General features: G+C 36.8%; 16 protein-coding genes. 8 read left to right on the forward strand and 8 right to left on the reverse strand.

The genetic code is table 11. The features are described 5' to 3' along the window. Nucleotides 1-111 precede the first annotated feature (111 nt). Entirely contained in the window at nt 112-855 is a 744-nt protein-coding gene (locus OU989_RS01935; protein WP_274795437.1) for an SDR family NAD(P)-dependent oxidoreductase, read from the reverse strand. Nucleotides 856-875: 20 nt separating this feature from the next. Further along, nucleotides 876-1631, reverse strand: coding sequence for an SDR family NAD(P)-dependent oxidoreductase (locus tag OU989_RS01940; RefSeq protein WP_274795438.1), 756 nt, complete (start codon nt 1629-1631; stop codon nt 876-878). Between the two features lie 190 nt (nt 1632-1821). On the opposite strand from OU989_RS01940, the gene OU989_RS01945 reads away from it, so the two are divergent. Both OU989_RS01945 and OU989_RS01950 read left to right on the forward strand, forming a co-directional pair. After that, on the forward strand, nt 1822-2946 hold the full coding sequence (locus OU989_RS01945; protein ID WP_274795439.1) for a helix-turn-helix domain-containing protein: 1125 nt from the start codon (nt 1822-1824) through the stop codon (nt 2944-2946). Nucleotides 2947-3248: 302 nt separating this feature from the next. Then, on the forward strand, nt 3249-3797 hold the full coding sequence (locus OU989_RS01950; protein ID WP_155592487.1) for an RNA polymerase sigma factor: 549 nt from the start codon (nt 3249-3251) through the stop codon (nt 3795-3797). Between the two features lie 474 nt (nt 3798-4271). On the opposite strand, the gene OU989_RS01955 is transcribed toward OU989_RS01950, so the two are convergent. From OU989_RS01955 to OU989_RS01975, 5 genes are all read right to left on the reverse strand, one after another. After that, on the reverse strand, nt 4272-4718 hold the full coding sequence (locus OU989_RS01955) for a MarR family winged helix-turn-helix transcriptional regulator (protein WP_274795440.1): 447 nt from the start codon (nt 4716-4718) through the stop codon (nt 4272-4274). 23 nt (nt 4719-4741) lie between these two features. Then, a complete protein-coding gene (spx, locus tag OU989_RS01960) occupies nt 4742-5146 on the reverse strand; it encodes a transcriptional regulator Spx (protein WP_274795441.1) in 405 nt (134 codons plus the stop codon). A gap of 395 nt (nt 5147-5541) precedes the next feature. After that, entirely contained in the window at nt 5542-7107 is a 1566-nt protein-coding gene (locus OU989_RS01965; protein WP_274795442.1) for an ABC-F family ATP-binding cassette domain-containing protein, read from the reverse strand. A gap of 33 nt (nt 7108-7140) precedes the next feature. Continuing rightward, on the reverse strand, nt 7141-7326 hold the full coding sequence (locus OU989_RS01970) for an SE1832 family protein (RefSeq protein ID WP_274795443.1): 186 nt from the start codon (nt 7324-7326) through the stop codon (nt 7141-7143). Between the two features lie 198 nt (nt 7327-7524). Continuing rightward, complete coding sequence (locus OU989_RS01975; RefSeq protein WP_274795444.1) at nt 7525-8571, reverse strand: PseG/SpsG family protein; 1047 nt, start codon at nt 8569-8571, stop codon at nt 7525-7527. Nucleotides 8572-8802: 231 nt separating this feature from the next. Here OU989_RS01975 and OU989_RS01980 point away from each other — a divergent pair, with 231 nt between their 5' ends. From OU989_RS01980 to OU989_RS02000, 5 genes are all read left to right on the forward strand, one after another. Next, complete coding sequence (locus OU989_RS01980) at nt 8803-9636, forward strand: oxidoreductase (protein ID WP_274795445.1); 834 nt, start codon at nt 8803-8805, stop codon at nt 9634-9636. Between the two features lie 125 nt (nt 9637-9761). Next, nucleotides 9762-10316 carry an NADPH-dependent FMN reductase gene (locus tag OU989_RS01985; RefSeq protein WP_274795446.1) on the forward strand — a complete coding sequence of 185 codons (555 nt, stop codon included), beginning with the start codon at nt 9762-9764 and terminating at the stop codon, nt 10314-10316. A 112-nt stretch (nt 10317-10428) separates the two neighbouring features. Beyond that, nucleotides 10429-14211 carry a DEAD/DEAH box helicase gene (locus tag OU989_RS01990; protein ID WP_274795447.1) on the forward strand — a complete coding sequence of 1261 codons (3783 nt, stop codon included), beginning with the start codon at nt 10429-10431 and terminating at the stop codon, nt 14209-14211. Between the two features lies 1 nt (nt 14212). Next, on the forward strand, nt 14213-14968 hold the full coding sequence (locus OU989_RS01995; RefSeq protein WP_274795448.1) for a hypothetical protein: 756 nt from the start codon (nt 14213-14215) through the stop codon (nt 14966-14968). Nucleotides 14969-15126: 158 nt separating this feature from the next. Next, on the forward strand, nt 15127-16197 hold the full coding sequence (locus OU989_RS02000; RefSeq protein ID WP_274795449.1) for a glycosyltransferase family 2 protein: 1071 nt from the start codon (nt 15127-15129) through the stop codon (nt 16195-16197). 346 nt (nt 16198-16543) lie between these two features. On the opposite strand, the gene OU989_RS02005 is transcribed toward OU989_RS02000, so the two are convergent. Then, entirely contained in the window at nt 16544-18733 is a 2190-nt protein-coding gene (locus tag OU989_RS02005; RefSeq protein WP_274795450.1) for a DNA topoisomerase III, read from the reverse strand. A 235-nt stretch (nt 18734-18968) separates the two neighbouring features. On the opposite strand from OU989_RS02005, the gene OU989_RS02010 reads away from it, so the two are divergent. Next, on the forward strand, nt 18969-19838 hold the full coding sequence (locus tag OU989_RS02010) for a MurR/RpiR family transcriptional regulator (RefSeq protein ID WP_274795451.1): 870 nt from the start codon (nt 18969-18971) through the stop codon (nt 19836-19838). Nucleotides 19839-19841: the final 3 nt, after the last annotated feature.

The raw sequence follows: 19841 nt of genomic DNA on the forward strand, positions 1-19841 counted from the left end.
GATTATTATAATTAATTTTTTCTTTTTTTGTCACTTATGTTAGCTGGTTTTCAAACCTAAAAAAAAGCGCCTGAAATTCGGAAAAAACCGAATTCAGACCCTTTATGTTTATTAATGAGCAGTGTAGCCACCATCGACAAGTAGAGTTGTACCATTGACAAAGCTTGAGTCGTCGCTCGCTAAGAAAAGTACAGCTTTGGCAATTTCTTCTGGTTTACCAAGACGACCTTGAGGATGAAGGGACGCTAAATATTCTTTCTTTTGAGCATCTACTTCAGCAAGTAAGGGTGTATCGATATAGCCAGGACATACTGCATTTACACGAATGCCTTGTTTAGCGTAAGCTGTACATAAATTTTGAGTTAATAATTTTACTCCGCCTTTTGCAGATGAATAGGCTGTAGGATTTGGTAAGGCAACGAAACTATGAATGGAACCAGCATTGACAATAACGCCACCAGTTCCTTGGGCAAGGAATTGTTCAATTGCATATTTATCAGAAAGAAATACACCTGATAAATTAATATCAATGGTTCTTTTCCATTTTTCGAACGAGAGCTCATGTGCCGGTGCATCATCTGCTACGCCAGCATTTGCATACATAATATCAAGTTTACCGTATTTATTAACTGTTTCCTTAATCATATTTTGAATGTCTTCTTCGTTTGTTACATCTGTTTTTATGAATAATGTATCAAAACCTGCACCATTTAATTCTTCTGAGATACTTTGACCACGGTCAGAAAAATCGGCAATGACTACTTGGGCACCTTCTTGGACAAAGAGGCGTACTGTAGCCTCACCGATACCACTAGCACCGCCTGTTACGATCGCTACTTTATCTTGTAATTTCATTTTAAAGACCACCTTTATTGTTATTTTGCAGTTGCTCCACCATCAATAACGAATTCAGCACCGGTTGAGAATGAAGATTCATCAGAAGCTAAAAATAGAACGGTTTGCGCTACTTCTTTGACAGAGCCTAAACGACCTAATGGGAACAAGTTTTTCCCTAACTCATCTTTAGAGCTTCCTATTGATGCTGATGCATAATCTGCCATACCTGTATCAATATAGCCAGGATGAATAGAGTTGACGCGTACACCATATGGGGCATATTCCATTGCGGCATCTTTAGTCATAATGCGAACAGCGCCTTTACTAGCTCCATATAATACATGTCCAGCAGCGCCTGTTAGACCAGCAATAGAAGAAGCATTTATAACAGAACCTTTATTTTGTTTAGCCATAAGTGGCATAATGTGCTTCATACCTAGGAAGACACCTGTTACATTAATGGACATTAAACGATTCCAATCAGATAGTTCGATCTCAGCGAGTGGTTTAATAATATAAATACCCGCATTGTTGAATAGGATATCTACTTTGTTAAATGTTTTTATTGTTTCGTCCGCGACTTTTTTCCAGTCATCTTCATTGCTAACATCATGACGAACAAATAATGCTTCTCCGCCAATAGCTTGAATATCTCGGATTGTGTCGTTACCAGATTGTTCATTTATATCAGTAATGACTACTTTTGCTCCTTCTTTAGCAAATAATAGTGCTGTTTCTTTCCCGATTCCTGTACCTCCACCTGTAATAATGGCTACTTTATTTTCCAGTCTCATTGCTAGCACGCACCTTTCATTATTTCGGTTTTATGGTTACCTAAGGATTCAAAAGTATTCGCATTGTTTAGCGATACTTTCATCTTACTCCTTTCAATTTGAAATACTATCCTATAAGATGCTGTATAATATAGTGAGTGAATATCCTCCATTTATAGGGGTATTTTAGTGTGAAGGAGAAGATTTTCCTATGACGCATCCGTTTCAGTCAGTTGAAGAAGTAACACTGCAGGAATTTGTGTTATTTATTAAAATTCATCATAAACAAATTGAAGAGAATACAAATATTTATCTTAATCTAGAACCTTCTATAGCCGAATCTGATCAAAAAAGGGTAGCTATGCTACTGGATTCGTTTTTACGCTTAACGACACATACAAACATTGATGAATTAAATGAAGATGATAAATCATTTTTTACTACGTGGCTTCAATCACAGCTGTCTATTATTGATAAGAAGAGCTTTAATTTATTTCAATTAATTTTTGAGAAAGCATTGATTACCTTTATGATTCAGCAAAAGAGTAGCCGAACGAATGCCATCTTAATGTATGTGCTATCAAAATTTACGTTTCTAGTACAGCTTTACTATGGGGGAGATCACAATGTTAATTATCGATCTACAGATAATCAGGAATTGAAGTATTTACAGTTACTGGATAAGCTTGATACATTGTTGATTAGTTCCACAGGTTATCAGGACTTAGCCTATATTTTAAAAAAATGCGAAGAGTATTTTAGTTATAAAAGATGCGTTTTTTACGCTTATGTCCCATGGTCCAATCAATTTTATGGTGTTATTGGAGCAGAGCTTTCTAAGGTGCAAAGTATGAAAGGGCAGCTAACTGGGGATAACACGATACTTAGTTCAAAAAAACCCATTTATTTAAAAAACCCTAAAAATTACGTGAAGGAGGAGCATATTCAGTTATTTAATTTATCCTCCATTATTTTTATCCCTATTATGCGACGAGACCAGTTATTTGGATGGCTGACATTCGATCAGCTAGGTGAAGAATTTGATTGTACAAAAGAAGAGTTATTGCTTCTAGAAGAAGTGGGAAATCGTCTAGGGTTATTTTTATCGCGTAAGGGTGAGAAGGTAGAAAAAAATACAGAGCTACATTTAACAGAAAGGGAGTCAATGATACTTGGCTTGCTTGCTGAAGGCTATGACAATAAAAAAATTGGCGGTTTCTTGTTTTTAAGTGAGCATACAGTCAGAGATTATGTAAGTAGTCTAATGACAAAACTCAAAGCGAAAAATCGAACACAGGTCGTTGCCTCTGCTTTTCGTCTAGGACTGTTAAGCTAAACAAACACATGCACTTCTGCTAGGAGTGCATTTTTAGTATGTTGTCTACCTAAAATGTCTCAACACCTTTCTGAAAATAATTATTATTTAAAATATAGTTATGAAAATAGGGAAGTATTGTCATCTAGTTATCCGCTGCAGGGAAAGAAATATAGTAGTAAAACAATTTTTACGAATATTACAAGCAAAAGCGTTTAAGCTTACACGATTGTAATGAAATTGAAAGCCAATGCGATAGAGTGTAATACATTATTTTGCGAGAATGTGTATAGAAGCAAGAACAAGAAGCGGAGGCATACACAATGAATGAAAAATTAGAAGGCGTATACGAGGAGTACAATCGTTATATATATCACTTATGTTTAAAACTAACTCGCAATAATGTAGAAGCTGAGGATTTAATGCAAGAAGTTTGGGTTAAGGTTGTACGCTATGAAGACAGCGTTGCTGAGGTGGAGCATATTAAAGCTTGGCTGACAACTATTACAATGAATACTTTTAGAGACCGCTATCGTAAAAAAGTGCGTCGTAGTAAATATATGATGAACCAACCTGAAACATTAGACGTACCGATTTTAGATTTGGTTCCCAATAATGATATTTCAACAGAAGAAAAAATTGAAAAGGATATTGTCACAAAACTAGTCCAAGATAAAATGGAGCAATTAGATGCCATTTATCGAAAAACTTTATGGTATTTCTACATAGACCAATATTCACTTGCAGAAATCTCTACGATTATGAAAGTTTCCATAGGAACTGTGAAGTCTCGTTTGTTCCGTGCAAAGGCTCGTTTAAAAGAAATGCTCATGTCGGATACAGCTATTGTGGAATCTGTGCTACCAGCGTAATAAAAGCCGATTGGTCGCCTACCACAAGTACTTAGACAGAAGTATTCGTTCGGCTAATCAAAAAAAGATGCATTCGCAAATATTTGCGAATGCATCTTTTCATGTTGTGAAAGAAATGAGGTAACTAATAGAATAAGACCTTTTGACTGGGCTGATTTTCGTTCCGCCAGCTCCCATTTCAGGAGAGAGTCCGATGAGTCATTTCACTTTGTTCGCTCAAGGGTCTCATCTGTGAGGCATATCCCATAGAAGTGACATTGTCTCCTCTCCAATCAACTAAGCTACAAAGGCTTTATGCTCATTATAACTATTTTTAGAGAAAGGAAAGGCTCTCTATAATTAGTCACAATAACAATAAAATGAGTAAACACTTTCATTTTGTATGCGAGACCTTTGCCGAAAAATAACATTTTTTTGCGAAAGGGTAAGCCTTTTTTACCTTTTACAAAAATGCTATAGATTGTTTTGAGTTCTTTATTCTGATCGATTCGTCTCAACATCCAATAGACATTTAGAAAAAATATTTCGTAATGTTTGCAGTTCTTCTGCTGTTAGCATCCCAAACATATTGTTAATAATTTCGCTCACTTGTTGACGAGATTCTTTTAGGATATTTTCTCCTTCAGCAGTTATGACAAGTTGAGAAGCTCGTCGGTCTGTAGCGTGCTGTGTTTTTTCAATAAAGCCTCCATTAATAAGCTTTGTTGTTAACACTGTGACGCCACCAGTGGTTACTTTTAACCGCTCAGCAATAGCAGAAGGGCGTTTTGGGCCCTCCTGCGATAAGTAGTCTAAAATTAAAATATGGGATTTTGAAAAGCCGAGCACATTATGATTATTCCACTCGTTTGCCCACTTACGCTCAATAGATGAAACGACTTCAAACAATGAGGTAATGGCTTTTTGTTTTTCTTGATCCATAGAAGGTCATCTCCAAAACTGTTTTAGCTTTCTTGTGCCAATCTTGTCATCGCATTTAATTCGTATGCACGCACTTTACGTGGGATAAAACGACGGATGTCCATCTCATTGTAACCAACTTGAATACGTTTTTCATCTATTAAAATAGGGCTTCGCAACATTCTTGGGTGTGCCTGGATAATAGCGAATAGCTCTTGAATAGAAAGTTGTTCAATATCGATATTTAAGTTTTTAAAATCATTCGAGTTAGTTGCGATAATTTCATCTGTGCCATCTTCCGTCATACTTAGAATTTCTTTAAATTCTGCAAGAGTAAGAGGGTGAGATGTAATACGTTTTTCTTTATATTCAATGTTGTGATCTTTTAACCATTTAAGTGCTTTTCTGGATGAAGAACAGCTCGCTTGTGAGTAAATTGTAACTGTCATTCTTCATTCCTCGCTTTCTTTTTTAGATTATATTTTACAAATAGCTTATTAGTAAGTTAAGTGGTCTATATATATCTTACTAGTAAGCTATATATAAATCAATAGTTAATTGAAATATTTTCTCAATAGCAAAATATTTTTTTAGTTATATTAAGTATACGAAGCATACAGCAAAAGGTTTCATTTATTCAGCTTACAATGATGTAAGTATAGTGTCTTGGTGTAATGAGTTTTGGGTTACCCACGGGCTTGTCCTAGAGGAGAGAGATTATAAAATATAAATGTAAATTGTTAGTCCACTGATTATATTATGTTTAAAGATGTCTAATTATACATAGTAATTTCAAAAAAATTAAAAGAGCAGCCCCTATAATATGTGGGAACTGCTCTTGATATTAGCTTTGTTGTCCAGAAGTGAACCAATCTTGTACATTCCAAACCTTTGTTACTAGCCCGTCATAGAATTCTGGTTCATGGCTTACTAGTACGATGGTGCCTTTAAATTCTTTCATAGCACGTTTTAGTTCATTTTTTGCATCTACATCTAAATGGTTTGTCGGTTCGTCAAAAAGAAGCCAGTTAGCTTCTTCCATCATTAATTTACATAAACGAACTTTCGCTTGCTCACCACCAGATAATGAATTGAGTGGGCGTGTAATATGGTCCGTTTTTAAACCAGCTCTTGCTAAAGCGGCACGAACCTGCGCTTGTTCCATAGAAGGAAAGGCATTCCACACATCATCAATTGGAGTGATTTTCTCTGCTTTAACCTCTTGCTCAAAGTAAGATGGATAAAGGTAATCACCTCGAACCACTTTCCCGCCAAGGGGATTAATTTTCCCTAGCATCGTTTTTAGTAATGTTGATTTACCTACACCATTCATGCCAACTAGCGCGATCTTTTCGCCACGTTCAATGGCAAAAGTTAGTGGAGGAAGCAATGGCTTGTCCTTATCGTAACCTATGACTAAATTTTCAGCCTCTACAACATAGCGGCCAGATGAACGTGCTTCTTTAAAACCAAATTCAGGTTTTACAGCCGTCTCTGGTCGATCAATTCGTTCTAAACGATCGAGCTGCTTAGCACGAGATTTTGCACGTCCAGTAGTAGAATAGCGCGCTTTATTTTTAGCGATAAAGTCCTCTTGTTTCTTGATGAATTCCTGTTGCTTTTCATATGCTTCAATATGCTGGCGTTTATTAATTTCAGCAAGCTCTAGGAATTTTTCATAGGTTGCTGTATACCGCGTTAATTTGGAAAACTCAAGTTGGAAAATAACATCCACTGTCTCGTTCATAAATTCTGTATCATGTGAAATTAAGAGGAATGCATATGGATAGTTTTTTAAATAGTTCTTTAGCCAAGTAATATGTTCCTCATCTAAATAGTTCGTAGGCTCATCTAGTAATAGGACTTTCGGTTTTTCTAATAACAGCTTTGCTAGTAAAACCTTTGTACGTTGTCCACCAGAAAGGGCAGCTACATCACGTTCTAAGCCAATGGCATCAAGACCAAGTCCGCGTGCAACCTCTTCAATTTTCATATCAAGAGAATAGAAATCGCCCGCATCGAGTGCATCTTGAACTTCCGCCATTTGCTCTAGCAGAACCTCTAATTCTTCAGGTGATGCTTCTGCCATTTTCCCTGTAATGTCATTTAGCTCTTCTTCTTTTTTATATAATGGTAAAAAGGCATCGCGTAGCACCTCACGCATTGTTCTGCCAGCAGTTAGTACAGTATGTTGGTCAAGATACCCATAATGTGTACCAGGAAGCCACTCAACTTTTCCTGTATCATGAATTGTTTGCCCCGTTATGATGCCCATTAATGTAGATTTACCTACACCGTTAGCTCCTACGAGTCCAATGTGATCACCTTCTACTAATCGAAACGAAACATCTTTAAAGAGTGTACGATCACCAAAAGAATGACCTAAATTTTCAACTGTTAATATTGCCATATTAGTTCCTCCAATATCCTTCGTGTTTACATTTTATAGTTCAGCTAATTGTTTATTAAGTTCTGCTAGCTTAGCTTCCATATTAGCAAGGCGTTGCTCTGCTTTTGATACCTGATCGTTGTGCCCAGTAGACTCTAATTTTTCGATATCACCTTGTAAATTCATATAGTCCATTTTTAACTCTTTAATTTGGTATTCAATATCGCTTTTTGTTGGCATGATTATGACTCCTTTATGAGAATGTTTGTATAGCGAATGCGTGTAAAAGCGATGGAGGTTTTTTTGAGCCCCCACCGCTTATAATTTAAATCAATCGGGTTCTGATAATTTTTGAATCTGCCTATGTTCCAACTTTCACAAGAAGAGCTGGAGTGAAAAATTCTTATATATTGTATCATAATCATCTTCGAAGTAGCACTAAGTAGAAGCGATATTATGACGATCATAAGCAAAATCTAAAAGTAAAGCTTGGAGTGTTTCGTTGTTTGCTGCAAGATTGAGTTGTCGCTGCTTTCTTACAGCCCGTTCACTGCGAGCTTCATGTAAAAGGAACTCCATAACAGCATTTTGGATTTGTGATTGCTTCATTTTACGACCAAGTCCAAGATGAATGAAGCCGTTATGCTCCCGAGGGAAAGCATGTAGTAGTTCAGCTTCAGTTTGTGCAAGTGTAATGCAGGGCACACCATAAGAAGCAATTTTATAAGGTGTATAGTTAGCATTACAAATAATGACATCAGCTTTCGGTAATAGTTTAAGGAGTGCGTTTTTATCGCGAAGAATAGCGGTATTGCGACGACTTAGAACCATCATTTGCAAATCATCTGTTGCATGGCGATAGCTATCGTCAATCATAACTGTAATTTGTAGTGGGATTTGTAGTTGAGTTAAGTGTCGAAGTGTTCGGTAGGTTAAATTATGCTCGTCCCCATCTTCGAAAGCAACAACGATATGGGGAGGGTTTTCAGGTGTTTTATTGTCAGGGATGTCGTCAAACTGTTGATAAGCTTCTGGTAGTGCAAAAACAAAACTTCCGCCAATATAATGCGACGGTAAATAATCTTTAACTTCTTGATAGAGTGCTAGTAATACACAATCACAGGCTTGACCACCTTCACCAAAGTCATCGAAGTGAATAATGGTTTTACAGAAAGGTCGTAAATCTTGTACTTGCCAGCTTTCAGAGTTACGCCCATCTCTGACAATTAAATCAGGCTGAATTCCTTTGATTTGCTTAGGCAGTTCGTTAAAATGGTCAAATAAAATAGGAGAAAGACCTTCATTCATTAAAATTTGAATACCTTCATTCGAAGGAGTCTTTACAAATATAAGAACTTTCTCATTAGTAAGTAGCTTAGCTAATGTTGAAACCCGTTCAAAAGGATACAGCCCTTTATCAATACAGCTTTCAATAATGAAAACAATCGTTTTTTTTGGTTCAATTGCTTGCGTTTCTTTTTGCAAATGTATCCCACCCTTTCCTCTGTCTCTTTAAATTATGGCGAAGAAAGAACAAGTATGTGTAAAATTTAGGATTTGGTCACGATGGACTTTAGAGAATCTTCTAAATTGCTATCTTGAAGGACATCATAATTAACTTTTTAATCATCATAAAATTGGTCGATATATATAGTAAGGCCAAGATAAGGAAAGAAACATACGTTAATGTAAATTATGGAGAAGGAGGGGAGAAGCATGAGCATGCGTGCGGCGATTGTTGTAGGGGCAACAGGTTTAACGGGTTCCTCTCTTGTTGAACAACTATGTAACAATAATGAATATGTTTCAGTAACAGTTATTGCACGGAGAAAGCCAACTTTTACACATCCAAAGCTAGAAGTGAAAATTTGTGATTTTGATCAGATAGAAGAACAAGATATTGAATTTGCTCATGAATTGTATTGTTGCTTAGGAACAACTATAAAAAAAGCAGGTTCTCGTGAGATGTTTGAAAAGGTAGATTTTGAATATCCATTAGCAATTGCCTCCTTAGCAAAAAAACGTGGCATTCCTCATTTTATCGTCATCACAGCAATGGGAGCCAATGAAAATTCGCCTTTTTACTATAATCGGGTTAAAGGAAAACTAGAGCATGATTTAGTGGAGTTGGGTTTACAGAGGCTTTCTATTATCCGACCATCACTGTTAGTAGGAGATCGGGATGAATTTCGATTAGGGGAAAAGGTAGGAGAAAAACTATTAAAGTTTGCACATCCTCTACTAATAGGACCTTTTAAACGCTCTAGAGCAATTGATGCCTCACAGGTGGCTAAGGCTATGATCATCATTGCCTTATATGGTAAGCAGCAGTCAGTCACTATTTATTCGTCAGATGAATTAGCAACATGCGAGTATCCCGAAGCTTCAGAAGATACCATTTCAAGAGAGGTATTATTTAACTGGGATAAGCTACATGAAGGCGAGAAAGTAAATCGTGATGTAGTTATTAATCGAGATAAATATAAGCTTGAGGAAACAGTTATTGATAAGGAAGTCCATTTTCGGCATCGCGATCAAGAGAAAAAATAATGTAAATAGTGTTTCCGTTCCGCCTAAAGACTGAAATTGTTCCTTTCCACACTACAATTCTTTCCGAGCCACTTTTCATTTGTTACAATATTATTGTAGAAGATGAATGTGGAGGCAAAGTAAAGATGAAAATTTTACTCGTTGATGGCACAATGTTTGGTCGTAAAACAGGTGCTATTTTAGAGCAAGTGGAACAATATATTAAAGAATTAGATGCTAGTTTCGAGTTAGAAATGATGCATTTTAGTCAATATAAGCATCAAATTGTGGATGGTTCACCACTCAACGATGATATGAAGAAAATGATTCAACAATTTGAGGAAGCAGACGCTTATATTATTGCAACACCTATTTTTCAAGCGTCCATTCCAGGTGTTTTGAAAAATGCTTTCGACTTCTTACATCCTAAAACAATGCGTTATAAGCCAGTATCCATTGTTGCGAATGGAGGCACATATCAGCACCATCTTGTAGTCGAAAATCAATTAAAGCCGATTTTGGATTACTTCCGTGCTCTTGTAACGCCTAACTATGTATACACACACACATCACATTTTGATGCAGATAATAAAATTGTAGATGAAGATGTGCACAGCCGGTTACGTGAATTAGCACGTGTATTTGTTCAATATTGCGAAATGAGCAAGAATTTGCCGAAGGAAACAATTGATCAACATTAAAATAACCCTTGTACGGTGGTAAGAAATCACTGTGCAGGGGATTTTTCTTTGTAAGTATTCTTTTGGGATGTGATAAAATAAAACTTTAGTGACACAGGAGGGAGGGCTGCTCATGCAGGACATCGCTTTACTAGAAAAACAACGCTGTAATCTTATTTTGACCAATAAGGCGAAGGAAGCGGTAGAGGAATGCTCAGCAAACGAGCATGCCTTTTTTGCGTTACAAAGATCTTTTACCGTCTATATTGAAAAACGGAAAGCTAAAACAGTTGGTGAAACATTTTTATCCATCTATTTTAATGCGCAAGACAATGAAAAATTACACGATTTTCTTGCTGAGAAAACCGTTATTATGGATTGTGTGCTAAAGGTGGAAGGATTGCTAGCGACAAATATTCGTTTTGTCCATATGCGTGGGCCAATCAATACAAATCGTCGATTAGCAGCTGCCTTGCAATTTGTTACAAAACCTAACAATGGTGCAGGTATTCCGCTAGAGCTTCATACGAAAATAAGACAGCTTCCAATAGCGGAAGAACGTACAGAATATGTAAAAAAACGTATAGCTAGTTGGGAAGGCTATTTAAAAATCCAAGAACGCGATGCGACCATTGACGATATTCATAGCGAATTTAAGCAAAGCTATTTTAATGAGGATTTTACACGGTTAACCATTGTATGTCCCTACATAAAGAATAAAGAATGGAAGCAGTTAGAAGGATTAAGTGTAAGCATTCAAGGGGTTCGCGGTGAAATTGGACAAGTTTTAAAGGCGAACGCTGGAAAGCAAACAGCTGAAATTGATTTAAAACCTTTCGTTCAGGATTTAGCTCGTAAAGATCAGCTTAATCTACGCTCGAAACAAGTAAGTTTCAGTAATTTTGCGACACTAAGTCAAATTAGAAGACTACGCAACGGCTTTACAAAGCTAGAGAAGGGAGAGGCAGTGAACCCTAATCTAGAAACAATCCTGTTTGAACGGCGTCCAACAGTCAGAGCGTCCAAGCTACGAGAAGATATTGAGTTTCATAATAACTTAAATGAATATCAACGACGCGCTGTTTTAGGTGCATTATCTGTTGAGGATTTATATGTTATACAAGGTCCTCCAGGTACGGGGAAAACAACCGTGATTTCAGAGATTTGTCAGCAAAATGTAAAGGCAGGTTTAAAAACACTTGTTGCGTCGCAATCAAATTTAGCAGTCGATAATGCATTAGGACGGTTGCTATCCAATCAAGAAATTCGTATTTTACGATATGGTAGAACGGAAAGTATTGAGGAGGAAGGCAAAAAGTTTATAGAGGAAAATGTAGCTCTTCAGTGGCGGGAACAAACGTTGGCGGCAATTGAAGAGGCCATATTGGTATTCCCAGAACGTGAGCAAGAGTTAAAAGCAAACGTTGAAAAAGCACAAAATGAACTAGAAAAATTAGAGCAATGGCTAGAGCAACTAAGACAGGAAATAGCTGCAAAAGAGCAAGCGGCTATTGATGAACCTATTTTACAGCAGGAAATTCAAGCATTAAAAAAAGAATTAAAAGCTGCTAAGGCGGATCAACAGTCAAGTGAAGCCCAAAAAGATCATTATGAGAAACAGCTCGCACAAATTGAACCAATTGTACAGCAGCTTGAGCAGACACTTGCAGATTATCCTTCTGTTGAGCAATTACAACGTACGATTCAAGAAACTACTCGTAAAGTGGAACAACTAGAAGCGGCAGCTCAATATAAGGAATTGCAAGAACAAAAGCAGCAGCTAACACAGCAATTTCAAGAAATTCAACATAAATATGAAATCGAAAGTAATCGACTAGTTATCATGAAGGAAGCACAAAAGTATATCCATACATTAACATCCTTTGAGCTAATCGAGCGATTTTTACAACATTATCAAATTCGCCCTTCTCATGTACTGTCACATCAAATGAATCGCTTACAACATTTAGAAGATGCCAAAGATTTAGAGGCATGGTCCACAATCAATGCGCGTCTACAAAAGGCAATTGCGAAGTTAGAGGCTTTAGTTACTCATGAAGTCAAGGAACGAGCATTTGCTAAAAGTAGATTGCAACCAGTACAATCGTTTTCTTTGCAAAACCTTACAGGTGTATTCGCACAGTTAAACACTGCGTTTCAGGATGGCCAAGCACCAGCAAATGATATGATCGAAAGTTATTTGCTTGGGCTATATATGCGTCGTGATTACGTTTGGCAAAAGGGAGTAGCACTAAAACAACAACAAGAGCATAAGGATCAGGAATACGATTCTTTCCGAAAAAATCTCATGACTTTAATTCATCAGGAGTGTGCAATAACTAGCTTTGATGTGCAAAGTTACCAACGACAGCTGCAACCATTTTTACAGCATACAGAGCGTTTACAACAATTAGCAAATACTTTTCAAATTGCTGAGGAGCCAGAAGAATCAGTTGAATATTTAAAGATACTTTCAGCACAATCTCGAGAAGCTCTACAGCAAGCAAGTAAGCAGCTAGAGACAGTGGAACAGGCAAAAGTTCAACTAGTGCCAAAGCAAGCCTCACTGAAGACTGTCACAACAAGCTTACATGATATAGAGCAGCAGCTAGCACAAATGGAAGAACGGATAAAAGACATTAATATAGCTGGATTGAAGAAAGAAAAGCAATTAGCAACATATACAAAACTTTTGCAATCAACGCCAGAGAGAACGGCTGAAGAGGTGATGGAAGCTATTCAAACTTCCAAACAAGCAATTGAAACATTGCACAGGCAGGAAAAACAGCTACCACTTCGCAAAAAGCTACAAGAACAGTGGCGTGAAAAACTTCAAAACGCAACAGAGTATGATTTAGATGAAATTCGAAAATTGTATGTGCGTCATGCGAACGTTATTGGAACAACATGTGTAGCGTCCGCAAGTAAAGAATTTATGGAGAATTATCCTACTTTTGATGTTGTCGTTATTGATGAAGTTTCAAAGGCTACACCACCAGAGCTACTACTACCAATGCTTAAGGGAAAAAAAGTTATTTTAGTAGGTGATCATCATCAGCTACCTCCACTGTTAGGAGACGATACGCTGGAGGAAACTTTAAAGGCGATGCTAGAAGAAAATCCGAATTTTGAAGGCGCACAAGAATTGAAAAATCTATTACGAGAGTCATTATTTGAACGTTTATTTAATAATCTGCCTCCAACACATAAACAAATGCTAGCACTACAATATCGTATGCATGAAAAAATTATGCAAAGCATCACACCATTTTATGCGAAGGAGGAAAATGGTTTACAATGTGGTTTACCAGATTCAGATGCAGCAAGGGATCATGGCTTAGAGGGGCAATTTGTAAAACGACATGATCATTTACTTTGGATTGATATCCCTACTGAAAAACCTTATTTAGAGGAGCAAGTTAAGGGTGGAACAAGTCGTTATAATGAAGGAGAGTTACAAACAATCCGTCATATTTTATTAGACTTAAATGATGCAGTTAAGGTAGCAAAAGAAGCAGGACGAATACCGCAAGACGCAAAGAAAAGTGTTGGTGTCATTAGTTTTTACGGTGAGCAGGTAAAGAGAATAAATCGTCTCCTACAGCAAGAATTACAGCTACCGCATTTGCAGTTTAGAACAGGAACAGTTGATAAGTTCCAAGGTATGGAAATGGATGTTATTTTAGTGAGTATGGTTCGAAATACTCCTAAGGGGGGAGACATCGGCTTTGCAAAAGATTATCGTCGCTTAAATGTCGCGCTATCTCGTGCCCGTGAGTTACTATTGCTTATTGGCAGTGCTGAAATGTTTGCGAAACGTGCAAAACATCAAGATACAAGAGAAATGTATACTAATTTATTAAATACAGTAAAATCCTACAACGGCTTGCGTAATCATGAAGGATTGGTGATGTAGATTGTCAAAATTACAGCAACGGCTAATGCGTGAGCTTCAACAAAATCGCAATATTAAGATTGTCAAAACTGCTGAATGGTGTATTCCCATTAGGACAGTAGAGGTAATGTATGAGCCTGTGCGCCGTTCGACAATGGATGTCTTAATGACCATGCTACTAATAAGCATCCAAGAGGCTGATTTTGAAAGTACTCTTGAATTGAGTGAGCTTTTGCTTGTAGATCCATTATTTATTGAGGATTTGGTTTCTTTAATGGTTCGAGTCAACCTTATGAAGAAAGAGGATAACTATTATAGTCTAACTGAAAAAGGACAGCTGCAGCTTGAACAGGGAATCTTTGAGGAAGAGCTAGAAATAGAAAAGACCACGCTTTACTTCAGTCCTTGCCATCAATCATTTCTAACTATTGATGCAGATAATAGAGAAGAATACGATGACCTACCAGAGCTATATCGTTATATTGATAAAAAAGCAGAACAACAGGAGCAGTTTGAAGAATCACTGGTGATAGCAGCATTACAAGAGGAGAATGAAGAGGAAGTGGGCAACTCCCAAAAAGTCATCACAAAAATTGTTCAAACGGAAGCGCAACAAATTAATGATAGCCCATGTTTAGAGTTTGTTCTTTATGATAAAGAACAAGATATACTATTTGTACGTGTGTGGAATACGTTTCTCAATCGATGGGATCATTATCTTGAGCAACAGCTTACTGACAAAGAGCAACTAACATGGCGAGAGCAATATTTATCTTGATTCAGCAGAAGTTCAAAATCTAAAACAAAAACGAACGTGTATCGCGTTCGTTTTTTTGTGTTTTCACGATAAATTAAAAAGTCGGGTGATAATTGGAATATTTTTTCGATAAAATACTGCAAGAGTGTACATTTCAACATGGTTAAGGAGGGGACCAGATGTTAACGATTAGTTTATGTATGATTGTTAAAAATGCACAATCTACAATTGAAAGATGTTTAGATTCGGTTCAGCATATAGTTGACGAGATTAATATCATTGATACAGGTTCAACTGATCGTACGAAGACTATTATTCAGAATTATACCTCTCGAATTTATGATATTCCTTGGTCTGATCATTTTGCCAATGCGCGTAATTTTTCCTTTAAACAGGCAACAAAAGACTATATTTTATGGCTTGATGCAGATGACGTCATAACAAAGGAAAACCAATACAAGTTCAGTCAATTAAAGCAATCTTTATTTCCTTCTATTGACGCGGTAACGATGGATTACTACCTATCACTTGATCATGATGGAGTAGTAGAGTGTAGTAAACGAAATGTTCGTCTAGTAAAAAGGGCAAGTCATTTTCAATGGGAAGGTGCTGTTCATGAGGAATTAAAGGTATCAGGTCCGTTTTATCATAGTGATATAGCTATCACACATTTGCCATTATCCAGAGATCTTTATCGTAATATTTGTATTTATGAAGGTTTACTAAAAGAGGGACATTCACTTTCAGCAAGAGACCTATTTTTTTATGCTAATGAACTAAAAAAGCATCAACGTTACTTAGAAGCGATCAATCAATACAATACATTTTTGGATCATGATTTAGGAACAGTAGATGACCGTATTGAGGCTTGCTTACATGTTGGGGAATGCTATCGACGCTTACATGATGATAAACAGGCCCAGCAAGCTATTTTGCAATCTTTCTTATATGATCGACCAAAGCCAGAAGCATGTTGCCGAATGGGCCAATTTTTTATGGAACAATCGAAATATAAAGAGGCTATTTATTGGTATTCCCAAGCTCTGCAACAAGCTCCTGTTGATACGATGACGATCCAAAAATGGGCTTACTCAACGTGGATTCCCCATTTGCAATTAAGTTTGCTTTATAGGGAGTTACGGTTATTTGAAAATGCCTATCAGCATAATTCAGAGGCGCAAAAATGGAAACCAAATCATCAGGAAATAATAGAGAATGAAAAATATTTGCTCAGACAATTAAAGAGTTAACTACTTATTATGGGAATGGCACATCTATAAACAGAACATAAATAGCTTGACCAATTAACACAGATACACCAACAACAATCGTCATAAAAATCACATTCCGTGGTCTAAAATTTTTCGCTTCCATTCTAATAAATCCTCCTTTAATATAAAGAATATTCGGTCAATTCAAGATATGTTTTGAGGATTTGAGTATGCATAAATAAAAGAGCAAATTTACACTAAATGTAAATTTGCTCTTATGTTGTAGAAGATAGTGATGTTACAGCAAAAGAACGTTTAGCAAGGCGAGGGAGGTGATTTCCGTTCCTCCGTCATCCTTTCTAGGCGCAATATTTGCTCAGTTTGCTTAGTCGAATTTTAAACCTTTCAATGCTTCAGCAAGTGCATTGTTCACTGGTTCCTCATTCTTTTGTTGCTTTAAGTACTTTTGTACGGAGCGTTTATCTACCTTGCCTCCGCCTTCTTTTTTACGTCTTGCCTCAAAGGCTGATAATTTTTCACGATAGCCACATTTACAAACGAAAATTTGACCATCGCCTTCACCGCGAAGCTCTAATTTTTTATGACATTGTGGACAACGTGCATTTGTTGTACGTGAGACATTTTTACGATGACCACACTCACGATCCTGACAGACAAGCATTTTCCCCTTCTTACCATTTACCTCAAGCATTGGTTTTCCGCAATCTGGACAGGATTTAGTCGAGATATTGTCGTGTTTATATTTTTTGTCGCTGCCCTTAATTTCAGACACAATTTCTTGTGTATAATTTTTCATCTCGCTAATAAATACATCTTTTTTGAGCTTGCCCTTTGCAATGAGCTCAAGCTTTTGCTCCCATTCAGCCGTGAGGGCAGGGGACTTTAATTCCTCAGGCACTAAATCAAGTAGTTGACGACCTTTAGAAGTAATATATATATCTTTACCACCGCGTTTTTCGATTAAGAAGGAATTAAAAAGCTTATCAATAATATCAGCTCGTGTTGCCACTGTGCCAAGTCCACCCGTAGATTTTAATGTGTCTGCTAGTTTTTTATCATTCGTTGCCATGTATTTTGTTGGGTTCTCCATCGCTGATAACAGTGTAGCTTCATTAAAACGAGCAGGTGGTTTTGTTTGACCAGATGTTTGGGCAAGCAATTTTATTTTTAATATATCACCTTTCTCAATTCGTGGTAGTATTTGTTCCTTTACATCATCCGTCGAGTCGTCATCATCGAAGCGATGTTCATAAACTTCCTTCCAGCCAGCTGATAAAATTGTTTTTCCGCGGGCAATAAAGCTTTCATCGCCTATTTTTGCACGTAATGTTAATTGCTCATATTCAAAAGCAGGAAGTAGCACCGCTAGGAATCGTTTCACAACAAGATCATAAATTTTACGTTCTTTATCTGTAAACGCAGAATAATTTACAAAACCTTCTGTTGGAATAATGGCATGGTGATCTGAGACCTTACTATCATCGACAAAGGCCTTTGTAGGCTTGATTGGTTTAGTAAGTAGTTTGTTAGCGATCGAACGATACTCACCGATGCCACACGCCTTTAAGCGTTCAGGTATTGTTGCCACGATATCTTGAGAAATAAAGCGAGAATCAGTACGTGGATATGTTAATACTTTATGTTGTTCGTAAAGCTTTTGCATAATATTCAGCGTTTCTTTTGCAGAGTAGCCGAAAATTTTATTGGCATCACGCTGTAATTCCGTTAAATCATAGAGGCCTGGAGCATACGATTTTTTAGGTTTCTTTTCAATATCAGCAACGATGGCATTGCTATTTCCAAGTTTCTTAACTAAGATATCAGTTTTTTCTTTATCAAATGAACGGCTATTACCGTTTGCATCCTGCCATGTAAGCTTCAAATTGTCAGTCGTTTGTGCTTCTATACCATAATAAGTTTGGGCTTTAAAATTTTTAATTTCATCCTCACGTGCGGCAATAATAGCGACCGTTGGCGTTTGGACACGTCCGCAGTTGAGCTGTGCATTAAAGCGAGTAGTTAAAGCACGAGTTGCATTGAGCCCGATATACCAATCAGCCTCAGAACGAGCTACAGCAGATGCATAGAGGTTATCATATGCTTTGCCAGGCTTTAGATTGGCAAAACCATCTTTTATTGCTTTATCGGTTACTGAAGAAATCCATAAGCGTTTAAGCGGTTTTTTAATCTTTACTTTATCAAGTATCCAGCGTGCTACTAATTCACCTTCACGTCCAGCATCTGTCGCAATAATTACCTCACTTACATCATTGCGTGTAAGTTGGCTTTTGACTGCATTAAATTGTTTACCAGTTTGTTTAATGACAGTTAATTTTAAGCGTTCAGGAAGCATTGGTAAATCTTCAAGATTCCACGTTTTATATTTCACATCATAACTTTCAGGGTCAGCTAGTGTTACAAGGTGTCCAAGCGCCCAAGTAACAATGTATTTATCTCCTTCAAGGAAGCCATTTCCTTTTTTAGTACACTTCAGCACACGTGCAATATCACGTGCTACAGAAGGTTTTTCAGCGATTACTACGCTTTTTGCCATTGTTAACACCCTTTCATAGTTCCATGGTTTTAAATATAGCATAGGTTGAGTGGGTTGGCAGTTTAACTGAAGCGAAATTTGTTAAATGTCGATGAAAAGATCTTTAGCAATTGAGATGATAAAACTAAAATTTCAGAAAAAATATTGAATTCAGAAAATATGTATGTTAGGCTAGTGTACATAAAAATGAAGTGAAGGCTTCAAAATATAAATAAAAAAAGGATGCGCTTCTTTTATGGGGAACCAAACAATTCAGCAAATGATTCAAGAGAAATATCAAGAGTTGTCCAAAAGTCAACAAAAGGTAGCTACATTCATCTTAAAAAATTTACAGACAGTTGGAGTTCACTCCGCTTCATATGTAGGGGAAAAGGCTGGAGTAAGTGAAACGACAGTTATCCGCTTTTGTTATGCGTTAGGCTTATCTGGTTATGCACAATTGCAACGTCAAGTGACAATGCATTTATTTAATGAAGGAAATGCAAGTAGTTTGCAAAATTATTTGCAATCTAAGCAAGCTCTTTTTGAAAATCCACGTTTTTATGTAAAGACTATGGAAAAAGATGCATCTCGCATTTTAAATATGGCTAAAAATATTCATGAGGAAGATTTTAATCGAGCTTCAGTATTGCTCCATGAGAAGAAAAAAATATATATTGCAGGGAATGGCTCCTCCCATTTAGCTGCACAATGGCTTCATTTTACATTAAATCTTTTGAGACCAAATGTTGTACTGTTAAATTTTGAGACAAGTGAGGTCATACGTGCTATCCAAGAGATTGATGAGGATAGTGTAGTAATTATTTTATCGTTCCACCGTTATTTTAAAGAACCGATCCAATTTGCAGCTGAATTACAAGAAAAAAAATGTGAGATTATTGGCATTACTGATTCTCAAATTGCACCTATTACACAATATGCAACCATTACCTTTGTGAACGAACAACAACAAGAAGTGTCCACAATAGATGCTATGCCAGCACTCATAGCATTTTTAAATACTCTAATAGCTGGGATGACTGCACAAGATCATGACTATTATGAAAATCAACGCGTAAAATATGATGATTTCCAAAATAGCTTTTTAGCAAACCGATGGAGTTGACTA

Origin of the sequence: Lysinibacillus irui (genome assembly GCF_028877475.1) — a bacterium.
Lineage (GTDB): Bacteria > Bacillota > Bacilli > Bacillales_A > Planococcaceae > Lysinibacillus > Lysinibacillus irui.